At 67.2% G+C, this 18,276-nt stretch carries 16 protein-coding genes; 11 read left to right on the forward strand and 5 right to left on the reverse strand.

Annotated elements, in window-relative coordinates; all coding sequences use genetic code 11:
- Nucleotides 1–53: 53 nt before the first annotated feature.
- Complete coding sequence (locus VSR34_RS08780) at nt 54–2,339, reverse strand: response regulator (protein WP_342962336.1); 2,286 nt, start codon at nt 2,337–2,339, stop codon at nt 54–56.
- 627 nt (nt 2,340–2,966) lie between these two features.
- Between VSR34_RS08780 and VSR34_RS08785 the strand changes: the two genes are divergently transcribed.
- The 10 genes from VSR34_RS08785 to VSR34_RS08830 all read left to right on the forward strand — a co-directional run bounded on the left by VSR34_RS08785 (nt 2,967) and on the right by VSR34_RS08830 (nt 11,486).
- Complete coding sequence (locus tag VSR34_RS08785) at nt 2,967–3,335, forward strand: response regulator (protein WP_028209847.1); 369 nt, start codon at nt 2,967–2,969, stop codon at nt 3,333–3,335.
- Nucleotides 3,328–3,981, forward strand: a complete 654-nt coding sequence (locus VSR34_RS08790; protein ID WP_028209846.1) for a chemotaxis protein CheC — start codon at nt 3,328–3,330, stop codon at nt 3,979–3,981. The genes VSR34_RS08785 and VSR34_RS08790 overlap by 8 nt, the downstream gene beginning before the upstream one ends.
- Nucleotides 3,978–4,922 (forward strand): diguanylate cyclase, encoded by a 945-nt coding sequence (locus VSR34_RS08795; RefSeq protein ID WP_342962337.1) that lies wholly within the window; start codon nt 3,978–3,980, stop codon nt 4,920–4,922. The genes VSR34_RS08790 and VSR34_RS08795 overlap by 4 nt, the downstream gene beginning before the upstream one ends.
- 261 nt (nt 4,923–5,183) lie before the next feature.
- The gene (gene hpnD / locus VSR34_RS08800; RefSeq protein WP_028209844.1) at nt 5,184–6,035 is read left to right on the forward strand and encodes a presqualene diphosphate synthase HpnD; all 852 of its coding nucleotides are present in this window, start codon (nt 5,184–5,186) and stop codon (nt 6,033–6,035) included.
- The gene (gene hpnE, locus VSR34_RS08805) at nt 6,035–7,303 is read left to right on the forward strand and encodes a hydroxysqualene dehydroxylase HpnE (RefSeq protein WP_342962338.1); all 1,269 of its coding nucleotides are present in this window, start codon (nt 6,035–6,037) and stop codon (nt 7,301–7,303) included. Before hpnD ends, hpnE begins: the two co-directional genes overlap by 1 nt.
- Nucleotides 7,300–9,411, forward strand: a complete 2,112-nt coding sequence (gene shc / locus VSR34_RS08810; protein WP_342962339.1) for a squalene--hopene cyclase — start codon at nt 7,300–7,302, stop codon at nt 9,409–9,411. Before hpnE ends, shc begins: the two co-directional genes overlap by 4 nt.
- Before the next feature lie 53 nt (nt 9,412–9,464).
- Nucleotides 9,465–10,136, forward strand: a complete 672-nt coding sequence (locus tag VSR34_RS08815) for a phosphorylase (RefSeq protein ID WP_051390734.1) — start codon at nt 9,465–9,467, stop codon at nt 10,134–10,136.
- A gap of 117 nt (nt 10,137–10,253) precedes the next feature.
- Nucleotides 10,254–10,739, forward strand: coding sequence for a hotdog domain-containing protein (locus VSR34_RS08820; protein WP_028209840.1), 486 nt, complete (start codon nt 10,254–10,256; stop codon nt 10,737–10,739).
- A 112-nt stretch (nt 10,740–10,851) separates the two neighbouring features.
- A complete protein-coding gene (locus VSR34_RS08825; protein ID WP_028209839.1) occupies nt 10,852–11,100 on the forward strand; it encodes a type II toxin-antitoxin system Phd/YefM family antitoxin in 249 nt (82 codons plus the stop codon).
- Nucleotides 11,097–11,486: a type II toxin-antitoxin system VapC family toxin gene (locus tag VSR34_RS08830; protein WP_342962340.1), complete on the forward strand. Its 390-nt coding sequence runs from the start codon at nt 11,097–11,099 to the stop codon at nt 11,484–11,486. Before VSR34_RS08825 ends, VSR34_RS08830 begins: the two co-directional genes overlap by 4 nt.
- Nucleotides 11,487–11,542: 56 nt before the next feature.
- On the opposite strand, the gene VSR34_RS08835 is transcribed toward VSR34_RS08830, so the two are convergent.
- Both VSR34_RS08835 and VSR34_RS08840 read right to left on the reverse strand, forming a co-directional pair.
- On the reverse strand, nt 11,543–12,595 hold the full coding sequence (locus VSR34_RS08835; RefSeq protein WP_342962341.1) for a VacJ family lipoprotein: 1,053 nt from the start codon (nt 12,593–12,595) through the stop codon (nt 11,543–11,545).
- Complete coding sequence (locus tag VSR34_RS08840; RefSeq protein ID WP_028209836.1) at nt 12,592–15,219, reverse strand: MMPL family transporter; 2,628 nt, start codon at nt 15,217–15,219, stop codon at nt 12,592–12,594. Before VSR34_RS08840 ends, VSR34_RS08835 begins: the two co-directional genes overlap by 4 nt.
- Nucleotides 15,220–15,429: 210 nt before the next feature.
- Here VSR34_RS08840 and VSR34_RS08845 point away from each other — a divergent pair, with 210 nt between their 5' ends.
- Nucleotides 15,430–16,038: an ABC transporter substrate-binding protein gene (locus tag VSR34_RS08845; protein ID WP_028209835.1), complete on the forward strand. Its 609-nt coding sequence runs from the start codon at nt 15,430–15,432 to the stop codon at nt 16,036–16,038.
- 63 nt (nt 16,039–16,101) lie between these two features.
- Here VSR34_RS08845 and VSR34_RS08850 read toward each other — a convergent pair whose 3' ends face one another.
- Nucleotides 16,102–16,770, reverse strand: coding sequence for a response regulator transcription factor (locus tag VSR34_RS08850; protein WP_042288483.1), 669 nt, complete (start codon nt 16,768–16,770; stop codon nt 16,102–16,104).
- A complete protein-coding gene (locus VSR34_RS08855; protein ID WP_342962342.1) occupies nt 16,767–18,269 on the reverse strand; it encodes a cache domain-containing protein in 1,503 nt (500 codons plus the stop codon). The genes VSR34_RS08850 and VSR34_RS08855 overlap by 4 nt, the downstream gene beginning before the upstream one ends.
- Nucleotides 18,270–18,276 lie beyond the last annotated feature (7 nt).

Raw genomic sequence — 18,276 nt, forward strand, 5'->3', positions numbered from 1 at the left:
TCTCGCCACGTGTTTGGCGGGTCGCGCTGCCCGCAGCAAGCGCCGTGCCTCGCTCAGTGCGTGTCGCGGTCCGTCTCGAGCGTCGCATCGCGCTCGTCGCTTGCGCGGCCGTGCCGGTCCTTGCGGATCCCGTCGAGCATTTTCTCGAGCAGCGCGATGTCGAACGGCTTCGAGAGCACGCGCACATCCACGTTGCGCGCGCGGTCGAGCTCTTCTGCGTAGCCTGTGACGAGGATCACGGGCAACCCCGGCTTGAGCCCTTGCAGGGTCTCGGCGAGATCGATGCCGTTCATCGTCCCCGGCATGTGGATGTCGGACAGGACGAGATCGAAGCGCGGCGTATCCTCGCCGTCGAAGTGTGGCGCCTCGATCCGCTCGAGGGCGCTTGCCGCGTCGCTTGCGCAGGTCACGCGGTGGCCCATCATTTGCAGCAGCGCCTCGGTCCCGGCGGCGACTTCGTCGTTGTCCTCGACGAGCAGCACGTTCAGCCCTTGCTGCACCTCGGGGGTTTCCTCGCGCGCCTCGCCCGGACGCTGCGCGGGAGGCTCGGCGAGCGAGCGCGGCAGATACAGATGCACCGTCGTGCCGGCGCCGATCGCGCTGTCGATCGCGGCGAGTCCGCCGGAGCGTTCGCAGAACGCGAATACCTGCGGCAAGCCGAGGCCCGTGCCCGTGCCTTTCGATTTGGTCGTATAGAGCGGCTCGAACGCGCGCGCGAGCACGCCCGGCGGCATGCCGGCGCCGGTGTCTTCGAGCGTGACGTGGACGAACTCGCCGTCGAGCGGGAAGCCTTCGCCGGGCCGGAAGGTGATGTTGCGCGCGCGCACGGTGAAGCGGCCGCCGTTGGGCATCGCGTCGCGCGCGTTGACGGCCAGGTTGATGAGCGCGAGTTCGAACTCGGCCACGTCGACGAGCACGGGCCACACGCCGTCGTCGACTTCGACGACGAGCGACGCCTTCGCGCCCAGCGACGCGCGCAGCAACTCGCGGGCCGCGGGCAGCCAGCGCCCGACGTCGATGGTCTCGTTGCGCAGCGGCTGCTTGCGCGCGACGCCGAGCAACTGGCGCGTGAGCGACTGACCGCTCTTGAGCGCGCGCTCGACCGCGGAAATTTCGCGCTCGAGGCCCGCCGCGCCGCGCCGCCGCACGATCTGCACGTTGGCCGAGATGATCATCAGCAGATTGTTGAAGTCGTGCGCGACGCTGCCGACGAGATTGCCGAGCGCTTCCATCTTGCGCGCCTGCCGGTAGGCGGACTCGATCGAACGTCGCATCGAGGCCTCGGCTTGCCAGCGCTCCCATGCCTCCTCTTCGGCGGCGAGGCGCCGCAGCGAAAGCCAGATCACGCACCACAGCGCGATCGACGGCGCAAACATCGAGATGATGAGCACGCTCAGGTGCCGGTACCAGGCCGCCCAGATTGCCGGCGTGCGATACGCGCAGGTCACATAGACGGGGTAGCCGCCCACGCGCCGGTACGCGACGATCACGTTGCTGTCGAGCACCGCGGAATGCATGCGCACGACGCCGGACTCGCTGCCGCGCGCGAGCGCATCGTCGAGCGGCGAGCGCGGCGTGATTGCGGAGGCAGACGCGCGCGGCGGCGGACCGAACGCGAGGATCGCGCCGTCGCTGCGCACGAGCCCGAGCGCCATCGGCGACGCGGGGCCGAGCAGATCGCGATAGAACGAGCTGAAATAAGCCGTGCGCAGCGCGACGGAGACGAGACCCGCGAACGCATCGGCGTCGTCGCTGCGCGATACACCCATGTTGAACACGGTTTCGCCGTTCACCTGGCCTGGCATCACGCGCGAGACGTGCTCGAGCACGCTGCCATCGCGTGTGCCGGTGAAGTCGTCGCGCGTGGCGATCGAGAGGGGCGGCGGCGGAGAGTAGCGGCTGCTCGCGAGCAGGTCGCCGTCGCGCCCGAAAATCGACACGGCGGCCACCTGCGGAAAACCACCGCCGATGTCGTCGAGCTTCTGGTGGATCTGCACCTCGTTCGCGCGGATGCCGTCGTCGTCGAGGCCGCGCACGAGGTCGCTCACGCGCGCATCGAGCGCCTCGTTCATGTCGAACACCTTGAGCGCGTGCTCTTCGGCCACGCGCAAGGTGCGTAGCGTGATATCCGTGGCGTCGGCTTCGCGCATGCGCAAATCGTTGTACGCCATGGCGATCACGTAGACGCAGGGCAGCACGATCGCCGCGACGAGCAGCGCGAGCAGCGTGCGCCGGCGCACCTTGAAGTCGTGGCCTGGCGCGGCCGGAAACGGGGCCTCGTTGGCGGGGCGTGGCAGGGATTCGTGTTGGTCTGGCCGCTCGGGCCGGTCAGCAATCATCGTACGGAAAAACAGGGAAAAGGCCGCGGAGCATGCGACATGATAAACGACCGCGATGACACGCCGATTCACGGCCAACTACAAGGTCAGGGCCGCCGCGCCGCGCGAATGTTCCCGCGTGCCTTGCGTTCAGCGGTTTTCGCTCGCTTCGCGCCGAATTCGCGAAAATCGGCGAAGCGCAAACGTACCACACAGGGATAATCGACGCCCTTTAATTAGGGGAATGATCATTTATTTCGAAATATTCGCGACTCTGAGTTAATTTTGTTCGTTCATCGATTAACGACGAGTTGCATTTGATTCAATTTGATTCGAAAATCGCGGAGACGATAAATAACGCGTTCGCATGAAATCCGCGCGCCCGACCACCGGAGCGCGGGCATGCTACGGGGTGGCGGCACACATGTAGACCAAGTCTTTCGCGACCGTGGGCGTGTTACCGGTATCCGTTGCGCGATGCCGCAGCCGCGATTTTGCATAGATGCAAGGTCGCTCCAGCCAGCCCAACCAATACGCATAACGAGGCTTGCTCGCAATTTTCTTTGCCGTTTCCCTAAAGTCATTGCGCGTGCTGCCGTTAATCCGTCGAAACGCACTCCGTCCAACGCACACCCATTCAGCATATCCATGTCCTTGCCCATCGTGATCGCCGATGATTCGCTGTTAGCCCGCAAGGTGCTCACGAAGGCGTTGCCCGAGGATTGGGACGTCACGATCTCGTACGCGTCGAACGGACTCGAAGCGCTCGAGCATTATCGTGCCGGTCGCGCGGCCGTCATGTTCCTCGACCTCACGATGCCAGACATGACGGGTTTCCAGGTGCTGGAAGCGTTGCAGCACGAGGATCTGAACACGTTCGTGATCGTCGTTTCAGCCGATGTCCAGCCGCTTGCCCGCGAGCGCGTGCAGGCGCTCGGCGCCGCGGCGTTCGTCGCAAAACCGGTAACCCAGGAGGCGCTGCTGCCCATCCTGAAGGAGTACGGGTTGTATGCCTGATCGAGTGTTCACGGAACTCCAGCGCGACGCGCTGCAGGAGATCGCCAATCTCGGCATGGGGCAGGCGGCCACGCGGCTATCGGGGCTGCTCAACGCCTTCATCGAACTTTCGGTGCCGCGCGTGCGCGTGGTCGCCGTGTCGGAAGCCGCGGCGGCGCTGCGCGAAATGACCGGCATCGACGGCCCCGTCGCGGCCGTGCGTCAGGGCTTCCGCTCGGAGATCAAGGGCGAGGCCCTGGTGATCTGCCGCAGCGGCGAAATCGCCGAGCTGGGCAGTCTGGTCGGCGGTCGCGCCGACGATCACGATGACGAAGCGCATCACGGCACGCCCGGTGTCGACGACGCGCTCACCGAAGAAGAACTGATGTTCGACGTCGCCAACGCGCTCACGGGCGCGTGCGTCTCGTCGATGCTCGATCAGCTCGGGCGCATGCCCATCTTTTCGCAGCCGGGGCTGCTCGGCGAGGCGATCATGCTCGACCAGGTGTTCCAGCCGGGGCTGCTCGCCTGGGACGTCGCGCTGCTCGTCGAAGTCAATTTTGCGCTGGAAGACCAGCGCTTTCGCGCTCACCTCGTCATGCTGATGGCCGAGGAATCGATTCACGTCGTGAGCCGGGCCATCGACGCACTGTTGCACAGCCTATGAACGCGCCAGCCGGGTTGCCATCGCTTTCGGACCTCGTCGTCGAACGGGTGGGGTTCGGCATTTTCGTGGTCGATCGCGACATGAACGTGCTGATGTGGAACCGCTTCATGCAGGACCACAGCGGCGTGTCGGCCGACGAGGTAATCGGCCGCCCGATATTCGAGCGCTTTCCGGACTTGCCGCGCGCGTGGCTCACGCGCAAGGTGGAGAGCGTGTTCCAGCTGGGCAGCTTCGCATTCAGCTCGTGGGAGCAGCGTCCCTATTTGTTCCAGTTCGACCATGACCGGCCCATCACGGGCGGTGTGGATTACATGCAGCAGGACTGCACCTTCATGCCGCTCATGCGCGGGCGCGACGTGATCGCCGTGTGTGTGACGATCTCGGACGTTACGCACGTGAGCGTCATGCAGCGCGAGCGCGAGGAAGCGGTGGCCCAGCTGCGCGAGTATGCCGATCGCGACGGCCTGACGGGCATCGCGAACCGGCGCTATTTCGAGGCGCGGCTCGCCGACGAGTTCCAGCGCTGGCAGCGCTATGGCGGCGAGCTGTCGATGCTGTTGTTCGACCTCGACCACTTCAAGCGCATCAACGACGAGTTCGGCCACATGGCCGGCGACACGGTGCTTCGTTCGATGGCGCAGCGCGTGTCCGGCGTCGTGCGCAAGCAGGACGTATTCGGCCGCTTCGGCGGCGAGGAGTTCGCGCTGCTCCTGCCGTGCACGCCCCTCGACGACGCCCTCTACGTGGCCGAGAAAATTCGCTGCACGATTGCCGACGAGCCAGTCGAAGTCCAGGGCGTGATCGTGCCGGTGACCGCGAGCGTGGGTGCCGCCACCGCACGTACCGGCGCGCCCGATTACGAAGGCATGATCAACGAGGCGGACGCCGCCCTCTACACCGCAAAGCGCCAGGGGCGCAACTGCTCGGTGGCGCTCGCCTGAGTCACCAGGGGCCAAGCGCGCCATCCACGCGCCGCCTTCGGCCGCGCACTCCCTTGCCCGACTGGGGCTCGTCAGCGGGCCGCCCTACGCGGGCCGCCCCAAAGGTTGCTATACTTTTGGCCGTTTCCGGCCTTGCGCGCCTCCTGGCAGCCGATTCCAGGGCCGGTGCCTCGCGCGTGTCCGCGCGCGCGGGCGACCCGCGGCAATGCGGGCCCGAATAGAGTCAAAAGCCCGTTGAGGGCTCCCCCAGCGGAGATCGTCTTGGCCGTTTCCAACCTCGTCGTGGACGATACACAACAAACCGACGCAGCTGCCGCTTCGTCGGGCAGCTCGTTTTATCTGGCGATGCGGATCCTGCCGCCTGCGCAGCGCGACGCCATGTATCAGGTCTACGCTTTTTGCCGCGCTGTCGACGACATCGCGGACAGCGACCTGCCGCGCGCCGAGCGCGCGGCAGGGCTCGATCAATGGCGCGCCGACATCGATGCGTGCTATGCCGGCACGCCGCGCGCCTCGCTCGCGGCGCTCACGCGCCACATCCATACGTTCGGGCTCAAGCGCGAGGACTTTCACGCGATGATCGACGGCATGGCCATGGACGCCGCCGAGGACATCTGCGCCCCCGACGAGGCCACGCTCGACCTGTACTGCGACCGCGTCGCGAGTGCGGCCGGCCGGCTGTCGGTGAGGATATTCGGGATGCAGGACGAGCCGGGCCACGCGCTCTCGCACCATCTGGGGCGCGCGCTGCAACTGACCAACATCCTGCGCGACATCGACGAAGACGCGGACATCAACCGCTGCTATCTGCCGCGCGAATTGCTCGCGCGCGAGGGGATCGCGCCGGGCAATCCGCACACGATCGCCGCCGACGCCGCGCTGCCGCGCGTCTGCGAGACGCTCGTTGCGCGCGCGCGCGCTCACTTCGCGCAGGCCGACGCGATCATGGACGCCGCGCCCCGCGTGCAGGTGAAGGCGCCGCGCATCATGTCGGGCGTCTACCGGGTGCTGCTCGAGCGCACCGTGGATCGCGGCTTCGATCTGCCGCGCACGAAAGTCAGCAAGCCCCGCGCGCGGCTGATGTGGATCGTCGCGCGTTACGCGCTGTTCTGATGCCTCGGCTAGTCCACGTCATCGGCGCTGGGCTTGCGGGCCTCGCGACGGCCGTGCGGCTTCAGCGGCGCGGCGTGCAGGTGGCGCTCTACGAGGCCGCCGGCCAGGCAGGTGGACGCTGCCGCTCGTACTACGACCCCACGCTCGGGGCCACGCTCGATACGGGCAACCATCTGGTGCTGGCCGGGCATGCGCGCACGCTGGAATACGTGCGTACGATCGGTGCCGGTGACGCGCTATCAGGCGCCAACGAGCCCGGTTTCGCGTTCATGGACGTCGCGGCGCGCTCGCGCTGGACGGTGCGCTTTTCACGCTCGCGCATGCCGTTCTGGATCGGCGACTCGCGCTCGCGCGTGCCGGGGACGCGGGCCGCGGACTATCTGTCGGTGCTGCCGCTGCTGTTCGCGAAGCCGGGCCGCACGATGGCGCAAACCATGCGCTGCGAGGGCGTGCTCTGGGAGCGGCTGCTCCATCCGTTCTTTCTCACGGCGCTCAACATCGAGCCGCGAGTGGGCAGCGCGCAGCTGGCGGGGGCGATGTTGCGCGAGTCACTCGCGGCGGGCGGCGAGGCGTTCCGGCCACTGTCGGCGCGTGGCGGCCTTTCCAGCGCATTCGTCGATCCGGCGTTGCGCATGCTCCAGCATGGCGGCGCCGCGATCCGCCTCGACTCGCCGCTGCGGGAGATCGCGTACGACGACGCGGCGCGCCGCGTCGTCGCCCTCGATTTCCCGGACGGACGTATCACGCTCGCTCACGACGAAGCGGTGGTGCTCGCCGTGCCCGGCACGGTGGCCGCGACGCTGGTGCCGGCGCTGCAGGCGCCGCAGCGCCACACCTCGATCGTCACGGTGCACTACTCGGTGCCGGCGCCGGCGGGCCTCGTCACGCCGATGGCGCTCGTCAACGGCATGGCCCACTGGCTGTGCGCGCCTGAAGGGCGTCTGTCCGCGACGATCCACGACGCGCATCGCATGCTCGACGTCGACCCCGACGAGATCGCATTACGGGTCTGGGCCGATGTGGCCGCGGCAGCCTCGCTGCCGCTCGAGCCGCTGCCGGCGTGGCGGGTCTGCGCCGAAGTGCACGCGACCTTCGCCGCGGTGCCCGACGAGGAGTGGCGGCGCCCCGCGACGCGCACCCGCTGGAGCAATCTGATGCTCGCGGGCGACTGGACGGCTACCGGTCTGCCCGCGACGATCGAAGGAGCGATCCGTTCAGGCCGCAAGGCTGCGGAGCTGCTCCTGACCGAAAATTTGGAACGTAGATGAACGATTTATCCCAAGCCGCGCCGACCGAAGATCTCGCCAGCCGCCACAGCGGCGCCGACGTCATCGACCCGGCTCCCGTGGCGACGCCCGACGTAGCGATGCCCGACGTAGCGACGCCCGACGTAGCGACGCCCGACGTAGCGACGCCCGACGTAGCGACGCCCGACGTGGCGACGCCCGACGCCACGCTCGAAGCCGCCGTCGCCCGCGCGACCGATGCGATCCTCGCCGACCAGCGCGCCGACGGCCACTGGGTCTACGAACTCGAAGCGGACGCCACGATTCCGGCCGAATACGTGCTGCTCGTGCATTACCTCGGCGAAGAGGCGAACCACGAGCTGGAGCAGAAGATCGCGCGCTACCTGCGGCGCATCCAGCTGCCGGACGGTGGCTGGCCGCTTTTCACCGACGGCGCCATGGACGTGAGCGCGAGTGTGAAGGCGTACTTCGCGCTCAAGATGATCGGCGACGCCGAAGATGCCGTGCACATGGTCCGCGCGCGCGAGGCGATTCTCGCCGCGGGCGGCGCGGAGCACGTCAACGTGTTCACGCGCATTCTCCTCGCGCTCTTTGGCGTGGTGACCTGGTACGCAGTCCCGATGATGCCCGTCGAGATCATGCTGCTGCCGCAGTGGTTCCCGTTCCATCTTTCGAAGGTGTCGTACTGGGCGCGCACGGTGATCGTGCCGCTGCTCGTCCTCAACGCAAAACGCCCGGTGGCGCGCAACCCGCGCGGCGTGCGCATCGACGAGCTGTTCCGCGGCGCGCCCGTGAGCGTGGGCCTGAATGCGCGCGCGCCGCACCAGAGCAAGGGCTGGTTCGCCTTCTTCCGCGCCGTGGACGGCGTGTTGCGCGTGACCGATCCGCTGTTTCCCAACTACCTGCGCCAGCGCGCCATCGACGCGGCCGTGGCGTTCGTCGACGAGCGGCTGAACGGCGAAGATGGCCTCGGCGCGATTTTCCCCGCCATGGCCAACGCCGTCATGATGTACGACGTGCTGGGCTATCCCGCCGATCATCCGCACCGCGCGATCGCGCGCCAGTCGCTCGAAAAGCTCGTGACGGTCCACGCGGAGGAAGCCTACGTCCAGCCGTGTCTTTCGCCGGTGTGGGACACGTCGCTCGCGGCGCATGCGCTGCTGGAGACAGGCGACGCGCGCGCCGAGGAAGCCGCGCGCCGCGGCCTCGAATGGCTGCGCCCGCTGCAGATTCTCGACGTGCGCGGAGACTGGATCTCGCGCCGGGCCGAGGTGCGTCCGGGAGGCTGGGCGTTCCAGTACGCGAACCCGCACTACCCCGATGTCGACGACACGGCCGTGGTCGTGGCCGCGATGGATCGCGTCGACAGGCTCTATAAGACGAACGCCTACGATGAGCCGATCGCGCGTGCGCGCGAATGGGTGGTGGGCATGCAGAGCAGCAACGGCGGCTGGGGCGCGTTCGAGCCGGAGAACACGCAGTACTACCTGAACAGCATTCCGTTCTCGGATCACGGCGCGCTGCTCGATCCGCCGACCGCCGACGTCTCGGGCCGCTGCCTGTCGATGCTCGCGCAACTGGGCGAATTGCCGGCCGCGAGCGAGCCCGCACGCCGCGCGTACCACTATCTGCTCGAAGAACAGGAAGCCGACGGCAGCTGGTATGGCCGCTGGGGCATGAACTACATCTACGGCACGTGGACGGCGCTGTGCGCGCTCAACGCGGCCGGCCTCGAGCACGACGACCCGCGCATGAAGCGCGCGGTGCAATGGCTCGTGCAGATCCAGAACGACGACGGCGGCTGGGGCGAAGACGGCACGAGCTACAAGCTCGAATACCGCGGCTACGAGCGCGCAACGAGCACCGCTTCGCAAACGGCGTGGGCGCTGCTCGGCCTGATGGCAGCGGGCGCGGTCGATCATCCGGCGGTCGCACGCGGCATCGCGTACCTGCAGACGACCCAGCGCGCACACGGCCTCTGGGACGAAACGCGCTTCACGGCGACGGGCTTCCCGCGCGTGTTCTATTTGCGCTACCACGGCTATCGCAAGTTCTTCCCGCTGTGGGCGCTCGCGCGTTACCGCAACTTGAAGCGCGCGGGCGTGACGCGCGTCGTGTCTGGATTGTGAGCGTGGCGGCTGGAGCAAAGGTACGCGCGCTGCCCGTGATCGCGGTGACGGGCATGGCCTTCGAGGCGAGCATCGCGGCGGGCAAGGGCAAGGGCCGGGACGGCGTGCGCGCCGTGTACGCCGCACGCGCCGATCTGCTGCAACGGGAGCTCGCGGCGGCGCTCGCGGAGGGCGCCGCGGGCATCATCAGTTTCGGCACCGCGGGCGGCCTTGCGCCGGATCTCGAACCGGGCACCGTGGTGATCGCTCATGCCATCGACGGGCCGTTCGGTCGCGTCCCGACCGACGCCGCATGGAGCGCGCGCATGGCCGATGCGCTCATGAATTCGCCGCTCGCCGCACAGACACGGCGCGGCGTGCAGGCGGCCGTTGCCGCGCCGCTCACCGGCGCGGCGGACAAGGCCGCGCTGTTCGGCGCGTGCGGCGCGCTCGCTGTCGATATGGAGTCACATCTGGCCGCGGCGGCAGCCGCCGCGCACGGCGTGCCGTTCGCCGTGTGCCGCGCGATCGTCGATCCGGCGTGGCGCAGCCTGCCGAAGGCGGCCATGGCCGGACTGCGCGACGACGGCACGACCGCCGTACTGCCGATCCTGCGCGAGCTGGCGCGCGACCCGGCGCAACTGGGCGGCCTGCTGCGCGTGGCCGCCGATGCGAAAGCCGCGCGCCAGTCGCTAAACGCCGCGCGCCAGACGCTGATAACCGCGGGCGCCTTTTTCCCGGCATGACCCGGCCGGAATATTGAAATACTAGGGAAAACCCTTATCTCTGGTAACATCTCCGCGTTTACCCTGGATTCGCCGCTGCGAATTGGGGGCGAAATGCATTTTCGGGAGTTACCAGCCATGAATTTTCACACTCGCAAGTGGGTCAAGCCTGAAGACCTCAATCCAAACGGCACGTTATTCGGCGGCAGCCTGCTTCGCTGGATCGACGAAGAAGCGGCGATCTACGCGATCTGCCAGCTCGACAACCAGCGCGTGGTGACCAAGTTCATGTCGGAGATCAACTTCGTCAGTTCGGCGCGCCAGGGCGACATCATCGAACTCGGCATGAAAGCGACGCATTTCGGCCGCACGTCGATCACGCTGCGCGCCGAAGTACGCAACAAGATCACGCGCAAGAGCATTCTGACGGTCGAGAGAATGGTGTTCGTGAACCTCGGTGCCGATGGCGTGCCCGCCCCGCATGGCCGCGACCGGATTCGCTACGCCGACGAAGCGTACGAGCGCTATCGCCAGACCGTGCAGACGGCGGCCGACGCCACGGCGCTCGCGGCGGCGAACGAGGCGGCGCGTGAAACCGAGAGCGAGGATGCCTCGGTGCATTGAGCGGTAGACGTGGCTCGAATGAAAGGCCCGGCAAGCTGAGCAGGTTGCCGGTTTTTTTGCGTTCGAGCTGTCGCAGGCGGGCTTGATCCAAGGGCTTAGCCAGACTAGACCCATGACCTACGTGAACATGCTGGAAGCCAAGTCGTCGCTTTCAAGGCTCGTCGAGGATGTCGAACTTGGCCGCGAAAAGGAAATCATTATTGCCCGCGGCGGCCGGCCGGTCGCCCGGCTCGTGCCGCTCGCACCGGAAACGCCAGTCGAGCGGCGCATCGGGGTAGCGAAAGGGGCATTTGAAGTTCCCGATGATATCGATGCGCATAACGACGAGGTCGCGGCACTGTTCAACGGGGGCGGCGCGTGAACGTGCTGCTGCTCGGCACGCATATCGCGCTTTGGGCCATCGCGGATAGTCCAAAGCTGCCTGCGGCCGCGCGCGATCTCATTCTGGCGCCAACCAGCACGATCTACGTTAGTACTGCGAGCATCTGGGAAATCGCGATCAAGCATATGCTGCAGCGCGGGGATATGCCTCTGTCCGGGGAAGCTGCGCTGCACTACTTCAGGCAAGCGGGTTATCGCATCCCGCCAATCGAGGCCGTGCATGTCACAGCCGTCGAATCGCTGCCGTTGCACCATCATGATCCGCTTGACCGGCTCCTCGTGGCGCAAGCTTTGACCGAACCCCTGCGACTGATTTCGCACGACCGGCGGGTCGCGCAATACAGCGATACCGTCGTTCTGGTCTAGACGGCAATGGCACCTTCGCGCCGCCCGTATGCGTACGGGCGGCCGTCATACCCGCTTCACGGCGCCGACGCGGGCGTTGCCGGCGCAGCCGTCACACCTGAAGCCGGTGCAGGAGCCGAAGCCGCAACGGGAGCCGACGCCGTAGCGGGCGCGGAAGCCGCCGCCGCTACACCGGCCGTACCGGCAGCCGCTGCTGCACCAGGACCCGCGCCGGCCGCGGCCGCAGCCGTTCCAGCCGCGCCGGTCGTGCTCGCGTCACCCGGATCCTGGTAATTCGGCAGACCATCGTTCGGCGCGGCCGCTCCTCCCGCGCCACCCGACTCGCCCGGATCCTCGTAATTGGGCGCGCCGTTCTCGTTCGGCTTGCCCTCGCCACCCGAGTCGCCCGGCTCGCCGTAATCGGGCAGCGGCGCGTTGTTGCCCCGCGAGCCGCGAATCAGCGATTCCCGTTGCTGGCGGTAGGCGTCGCGCACGAACGAATACGGGTCGAGCGCCGCCTGCCGCAGCAGATCGGTCGCGCCGAGCAGATCCGCGCGCGCGCTGATGAACTGCGCGAGATACATCGGGTTGCGCACGGCAGGCTCGAAATAATTGATGACGTTGAACTTCACGTCCACGGCCATGCCGATGCCGTCGCGCACCGAACTCGGTCCGAACAGCGGCAGCACGAGGTACGGGCCGGCCGGCATGCCGTAATGCCCCATCGTGAGGCCGAAGTCCTGGTGGTGCTTGGGCAGCCCCGCCGCGGTCGCAAAGTCGATCAGACCGCCCAGACCGAAGACCGTGTTCATGGCGATGCGCATGAGGTCCTGGACGGCGTCGGTGATCTTCAGCTGCAGCAGGTTGTTGGCGAAGTTGTCGGCGTCACCGATGTTCGAGAAGAAGTTGGTGATCGCCTGGCGCAGCGGCTGCGGCGTCACCTTCTGATAGCCCTTCGCGACCGGCTGCGCGATATAGGTATCGAGCTTGTCGTTGAACGTGAAAATTGCGCGATTCGCGGGCTCGAACGGGTCGCCCGGCTTGCGGTCGGGGCCCGTCGCGCAACCGGACGTCACGAGGAGCGCCAGGCTCGCCGCTGCCATGGTGAGCGCGGCTTGTTTCTTCTTCATTGGTCGATCCCCTGAGTTTGCGCTCTTGCGCGCTTCGCGCGCGGCTTGCCCATCAGCACCGGCTGGAACACCACCGCACCGATCAGCGTACAGAATAATGACAGCGCGAGCAGTTTGCCCATGCTCGACGTGCCCGGATGATGCGAAAGCCACAGGCTGCCGAACGCCGTGGCCGTGGTCGCGGCCGAAAAGAGCACGGCGTGCGTGAGGCTCGACTGGAGCAGGCCGGTTTGCCCCGCACGCCAGGCCATCACGAAATAGATCTTGAATGCGACGCCGACGCCGAGCATCAGCGGAAGCGCGATGATGTTCGCGAAATTGAGCTGGATACCGAACACGACGCACAGCTCCAGCGTCACGAGCGCCGAGACCAGCAGCGGAATCAGCGTGCGCAGCACGTCGCCGAAATTGCGCAGCGTGATCCACAGGAGCGCCGTGATGAGCAGCACCGACCACCCCGCCGCCTGGAAGAACGCAAGGATGATCACGTTGGCCGAGTGCAGGATCGAGATCGGGCCGCCGATGGCGTTGGGCTCCGCCGCCTTCACCGCGTGCGCGAAGCGCGCCAGCATCACGTCGTCGTTGGGATCGACGCCCGGCGGCACGCGCGGCGCGACATCCACGATCGCCTGGCCAGTCGGCGCCACCCAGTCGCGCACCATCTCGGGCGGCAGCGTTTCACGCGTGATCGCCGTGGGTTGCAGGAGGCGCGTGAGCTGTGTAAAGGCCAGCTTGAGCGTCAGGCTGAACGCCGTTTCCGCACGGTCGCGCGTGGCCGGGCTCGCGTTCGCGAGCTTCATGAGCGAATCGGACAGATGCCTGGCCTCGGCCGCGCCCGGGCCCGGATGGTCGCTCGCGGCGAGCGAGAGCTGGTTGGCCGCGCGCTTGAGCGTCTGCACGCGCACTTCGTCGGTCACGGGCGACGACGGCTGCTGCGTGAGCGCGGGCAGAAGCTGCTGCGCGGCGCTCGAAATCAGCATGAGCTTTTGCTGCTGATCGTCCGGTATGAGCGAGCTGAGCGTGGTTGCGCGCGCCACTTCCGGCAGCTTCGAGAGCCGCGCGGCGATCTTGTCGGCTGCTTCGAGCGAAGGCGCGAGCACGCTTACGTCATTGATCGAGATGACGGGCGAGTTCTTGAGCGCGAGCAGCGTCGCCATCGATTCGGTATGCGGGTCCTTCAGATGCAGCGGGTTGAAGTCGAAGTGCAGATGCCGCAGCAACGGCATCGCGCCGACGACGACGATGAGCGTGCCGATCAGCACGGGCTTGCGATGCTCGGCGAGCCACGTGTCTACGGGCGCGAGAAACGCGAAGCCAGGCGAGGCGCGCTCGCCCCTCGGCTTGAACACGCTGATGAGCGCCGGCAGCACCGTCATGTTGCAGATGTACGCCACGAACATGCCCACGCCCGCGATCTGCCCGAGTTCGGACAGGCCTCTGTAGGCCGTCGGCAGGAAGGAGAAGAAACTTTCGGCAACCGCGATCGCCGCGAGCGTGAGCGGCACGCCGATCGAGCGCGCCGTCTTGAGGAGTGCCCAGTCGAGCCGCTCGTCCCCATAGCGCTCCTCGCGATACTTCACGCCGAACTGCACGCCGAAATCGACGCCTAGCCCCACGAACAGCACCATGAACGCGACCGAAAGCATGTTGAACGAGCCGATCATCATGAGGCCGAGCGCAGCCGTGACCGCGAGGCCGATCACGAGCGAGATCAGCGTCGCGCCGATGAGCTTGCCCGAGCGCAGCGCGAGCCAAAGGATGACGAGCACCACGACGAACGTGACCGCGCCGTTGAGCGCGGCGCCGTCCTGGACCGAGGCGAATTCGTCGTCGGCGAGCGGCTGTTCGCCGGTGAGGCGCACGCGCGCGCCGAATTCCGTGTCGAGGTGGAGCGACGCGGCGGTCTCGCGTATCGCCTCGGAGGCGTTGGCTCCTGCCTTGAGCGCGCCGAAGTTGAGCACCGGCTGCACGGTGATGAACGCGAACGCGGGTTTCGTAGCCGCGTCCGGGTCGACGAGCGCTCGCCACGAGAATGCGGCGGGTTTGCCGGCCAGCACCTGGTCGACGACGTTGGCGGCGCTGCCGAGCAGGTTCGCCATCTGCGGGAGCTTCACCTGCCCGATTGTCAGCGGCAGTTGCAGCGTGGTGGTGAGCGTGCCGGCGAGGCCCGTGAGGCTCGGATCTTTCGCCAGCTGGTTCACGAGCGGGCGCGCCTGGACCAGCTGGCCCGTGGTCGAGAGCACGGTGGCCGTGGACGGGAAGAGCAGCCCGTTGTGCTGGAAGAACGGGCCGCCCGCGGGCTGCGACACGGCGCTGAACTCGCGCGAGTCGGCCGCGAGGGCCTTCGCGAGCTTGTCGGCGGCGGCGTCGGCGAACTCGGGCGCATCGGCTTCGACGACCACGAGCAGCGAGCTCGCGCGCTGCGGGAAGGCCTTGTCCTTGGCCTCGCTGAGCGCAGCCCATTCGGCAGTGTTCTCGACGAGGCCGCTGACGTCGGTGTTGATCTTGAAATGCCTTGCTACGTACGTGCCGCTTAATACGGCAAGCACGATCGCAAGTGTGATGACCCACGCCGCGCGGCGAACCGACCAGGCGACGAGGCTAATGATGAATGGCTTCAGCATACAGACGAGGGGGGCCCTGTCGATTGAGTTTTTTGACGCGAAGCGCACAAGTATACCGGCCCTGTCCGTCCCGGCGCGGCTCTTGCGCACTCGGGACCGCGCGGCGGCGCCGCGGCAGCCCATGCGCCAAAGCCGTTATACTGGCCCAGCCGGGGTGCGGACTGCACCGCACCGTACCGGCGCCTGAATTTCACTGTTCCAGAAGAGCGTATGAAACGTTATCTGACTGCATTTCTTGTAGCCGCCTGCTTCATGGGCGTTTCCGGCGCCGCGAGCGCGCAGGCTTCTCCGGATGCCACGGTCAAGGCCGCGGTGGAAGGCACCGTGAAGGCGATGCAGGCCGACCCGCAGGCGCGCGGCGGCGACATGAACAAGATCACGCAAGTGGTCCAGACCCATTTCGTTCCCGCCACCGACTTCAAACGCACCACGCGCATCGCCGTTGGCAAACCGTGGGCGACGGCCACGCCCGAGCAACAGCAGAAGCTCTATGAGCAATTTCAACTCCTGCTCGTCAAGACTTACGCATCGTCGCTCTCGCAACTTCGCGATACCCAGGTGAACTTCAAGTTCCTGCCTTCGAGCACTGGGGCCGGCGCGAAGGACACCGTGGTGCAGTCGCACGTCATCAGCAACGGCGGCGACGACGCCATCGACTACCGCCTCACGCAAACGCCCAGCGGCTGGAAGATCTACGACATCAACATGATGGGTGCGTGGCTGATCCAGGTCTACCAGACGCAGTTCGCCGACCAGATCGCCAAGGGCGGCATCGACGGGCTCATCAAGTTCCTCGTCGACCACAACGCGCGCAGCTGATCGCCTCTGGTTGTACGCGCATCGAGCCTCCGCGGGCGCGCTGGTCGATCCGGCGCACCCGCTTCACTTCCTGCGGTGCTCCACCGCGAACTTGATCAACTCCGCCTGACCTTCGATCTCGAGCTTGCGCTTGAGATTGAGCCGGTGCGTTTCCACCGTGCGCACGGAAAGCCCCTCGCGCTGCGCGATCTGCTTGCTCGATAGCCCTTGCGCGAGTGCGTCGAGAATGTCCCGCTCGCGCGGCGTGAGGCGCTCCACGGGCGTGCTGCGCGCCGACGCCTGGATCATGCGCGCGCTCAGGCCCGCGCTGAAATACGTGCGCCCGGCCAGCACGGCCTCGATCGCGCCGATGATCTCGGTGGCCGGCGAATCCTTGAGCACATAGCCGCTCGCGCCCGCGCGCACGGCTTCGGTCACGTACTCGACGTTGTCGTGCATCGAGAGCATCAGCACGCGGATGCCCGGATAGCGCTCGTGGAAGATTCCCGCGAGCGCGATGCCGTTCACGCCGGTCATGCCCACGTCCATCAGCACGAGATCGGGTTCGAGCGAGGCCGCGAGCGCGATGGCTTCGTCGGCGTTGCCGGCTTCGCCCGCCACCTCGAAGCCCGGCACGGCTTCGAGACGCGCACGCAGGCCGTCGCGCACCAGCGGATGGTCGTCGACGAGGACAAGGCGCGCGGGCTTCGCACCGGGCGTGGCAAAGTCGTTCACGTTTGTAGTCGTCGTCATGTCGGCGTTCCTGATCCGGTGGCGGCCTTGGGTGCTGCGGGTGCTGCATTCGTCGACACATCCGGCACAACCGGCACCCACGCGGTCACCAGCGTGTGGCCGGGCTGCGAGGTGATGTCGAGGCGGCCGCCCAGCGACTCCAGCCGCTCGCGCATGTTGCGCAGTCCGAGGCCCGCTCGCGGATCGGCCAGCGCGTGCGCCACGTCGAAGCCGCGGCCATTGTCGGCGACGCTCAATGTCACGCCGCTCGCAGCGACCTCCAGCGTGAGCGTGGCGCGCGCCGCGTGGGCGTGGCGCACGATGTTAGTGAGCGCTTCCTGCGCGATCCGGAACAGCACCGTGTTGACGGCATCCGGCAATGCGGGCGGCCGCGCCTTGCGGCTCGCCGGCTTCGGCGCGGTTTGCGAGAAGCCGATCTCGATGCCCGCTTGCTCGGACAGCTCGCGCGTGAGCTGCTCCAGCGCGGCGGCGAGACCGAGGTCGTCGAGCATCGAGGGGCGCAGCGCGTGGGAGATGCTGCGCACTTCGCGCAGCGTATCGGAAAGGCGCGACAGGCCGGTGGCGAGCGATGCCTCGGCGGCGGGCACGCGCGTTTCGCCGCGTTCGAAGCGCGTGAGCGCCGATTCGAGCAGCAGCTTCACCGAGACGAGCATCTGGCTGATGCCGTCATGCAGCTCGCGCGAGAGCCGCGCGCGCTCCTGCTCCTGCGATTCGACCACCTGCTGCGCGAGACGCTTGAGCTTGGCGTCGGCGCTGCGATGCTCGCTCACGTTGAGCACGAGCGCGCCGAGCGCGATCACGAGCACGCCTGCGAGTGCGATCACGCCGAGCCACTGAATGGTGTGCTCGATATTCGCGGAAGCGCGTTCGTCGATGCGCGCGAGCGTCGAATCGACATCGTCGAGATAGATGCCGGTGCCGATCATCCAGCCCCAGCGCGGCAGCGGCACGACATAGCCGAGCTTGGGCGCGAGTTTGCCCGTGGACGGCCGGTGCCACATGTAGCGCACGAAGCCGCCGCCGCGCTGGGCTGCGGCGATCAACTGCTGGATCGTCAGCGCGCCTTGCGGATCGCGCAGATTCCACAGGTCCTGGCCGACTAGCGCGGGCTCGCGCGGGTGCATGAGCGAGCGCCCGTGCATGTCGTAGACGAAGAAGTAGCCGTCGGGGCCGAAGTCCATCTTCTGCAGCACGGCGAGCGCGGCGAGCTGGCGGTCGGCTTCGTCGGCGGGCGCGGGCAACGCGGCGCTGGCGTTTTCGTCGGGCGCGTAGAGCGGCGCGATGGCGCTCGTTGCCAGCTCCACGTAGTGACGCAGTTCGTCCTCCTTGCTCGACAGATAGGCGCTCTGCATGGTCGCGTGCTGGGTATGCGCCAGTTGCGTGGCCTGCTGGCGCACGCCGATCCCGATGCTGGCAATGGCGGCGAGGAAAGGCACGACCGCGAGCAGGAAGATTTTCGTCTTCAGGCGGCGGTCGGCGAAAAAAAATGGGGCGGGCATGGCGGTG

This window comes from Paraburkholderia sp. JHI2823 (genome assembly GCF_038900695.1).
In the GTDB taxonomy this organism is placed as follows: domain Bacteria; phylum Pseudomonadota; class Gammaproteobacteria; order Burkholderiales; family Burkholderiaceae; genus Paraburkholderia; species Paraburkholderia mimosarum.

Excerpts from the sequence above, each read along its gene's own strand:
- VSR34_RS08845 (WP_028209835.1), top strand. The coding sequence starts at position 15,430 with ATGAAACGTTATCTGACTGCATTTCTTGTAGCCGCCTGCTTCATGGGC.
- VSR34_RS08785 (WP_028209847.1), top strand. The coding sequence starts at position 2,967 with ATGTCCTTGCCCATCGTGATCGCCGATGATTCGCTGTTAGCCCGCAAG.
- VSR34_RS08840 (WP_028209836.1), bottom strand. The coding sequence starts at position 15,219 with ATGCTGAAGCCATTCATCATTAGCCTCGTCGCCTGGTCGGTTCGCCGC.
- VSR34_RS08820 (WP_028209840.1), top strand. The coding sequence starts at position 10,254 with ATGAATTTTCACACTCGCAAGTGGGTCAAGCCTGAAGACCTCAATCCA.
- VSR34_RS08780 (WP_342962336.1), bottom strand. The coding sequence starts at position 2,339 with ATGATTGCTGACCGGCCCGAGCGGCCAGACCAACACGAATCCCTGCCA.
- shc (WP_342962339.1), top strand. The coding sequence starts at position 7,300 with ATGAACGATTTATCCCAAGCCGCGCCGACCGAAGATCTCGCCAGCCGC.
- VSR34_RS08825 (WP_028209839.1), top strand. The coding sequence starts at position 10,852 with ATGACCTACGTGAACATGCTGGAAGCCAAGTCGTCGCTTTCAAGGCTC.
- VSR34_RS08850 (WP_042288483.1), bottom strand. The coding sequence starts at position 16,770 with ATGACGACGACTACAAACGTGAACGACTTTGCCACGCCCGGTGCGAAG.
- VSR34_RS08790 (WP_028209846.1), top strand. The coding sequence starts at position 3,328 with ATGCCTGATCGAGTGTTCACGGAACTCCAGCGCGACGCGCTGCAGGAG.
- VSR34_RS08795 (WP_342962337.1), top strand. The coding sequence starts at position 3,978 with ATGAACGCGCCAGCCGGGTTGCCATCGCTTTCGGACCTCGTCGTCGAA.
- VSR34_RS08855 (WP_342962342.1), bottom strand. The coding sequence starts at position 18,269 with ATGCCCGCCCCATTTTTTTTCGCCGACCGCCGCCTGAAGACGAAAATC.
- VSR34_RS08835 (WP_342962341.1), bottom strand. The coding sequence starts at position 12,595 with ATGAAGAAGAAACAAGCCGCGCTCACCATGGCAGCGGCGAGCCTGGCG.
- VSR34_RS08815 (WP_051390734.1), top strand. The coding sequence starts at position 9,465 with ATGGCCTTCGAGGCGAGCATCGCGGCGGGCAAGGGCAAGGGCCGGGAC.
- hpnE (WP_342962338.1), top strand. The coding sequence starts at position 6,035 with ATGCCTCGGCTAGTCCACGTCATCGGCGCTGGGCTTGCGGGCCTCGCG.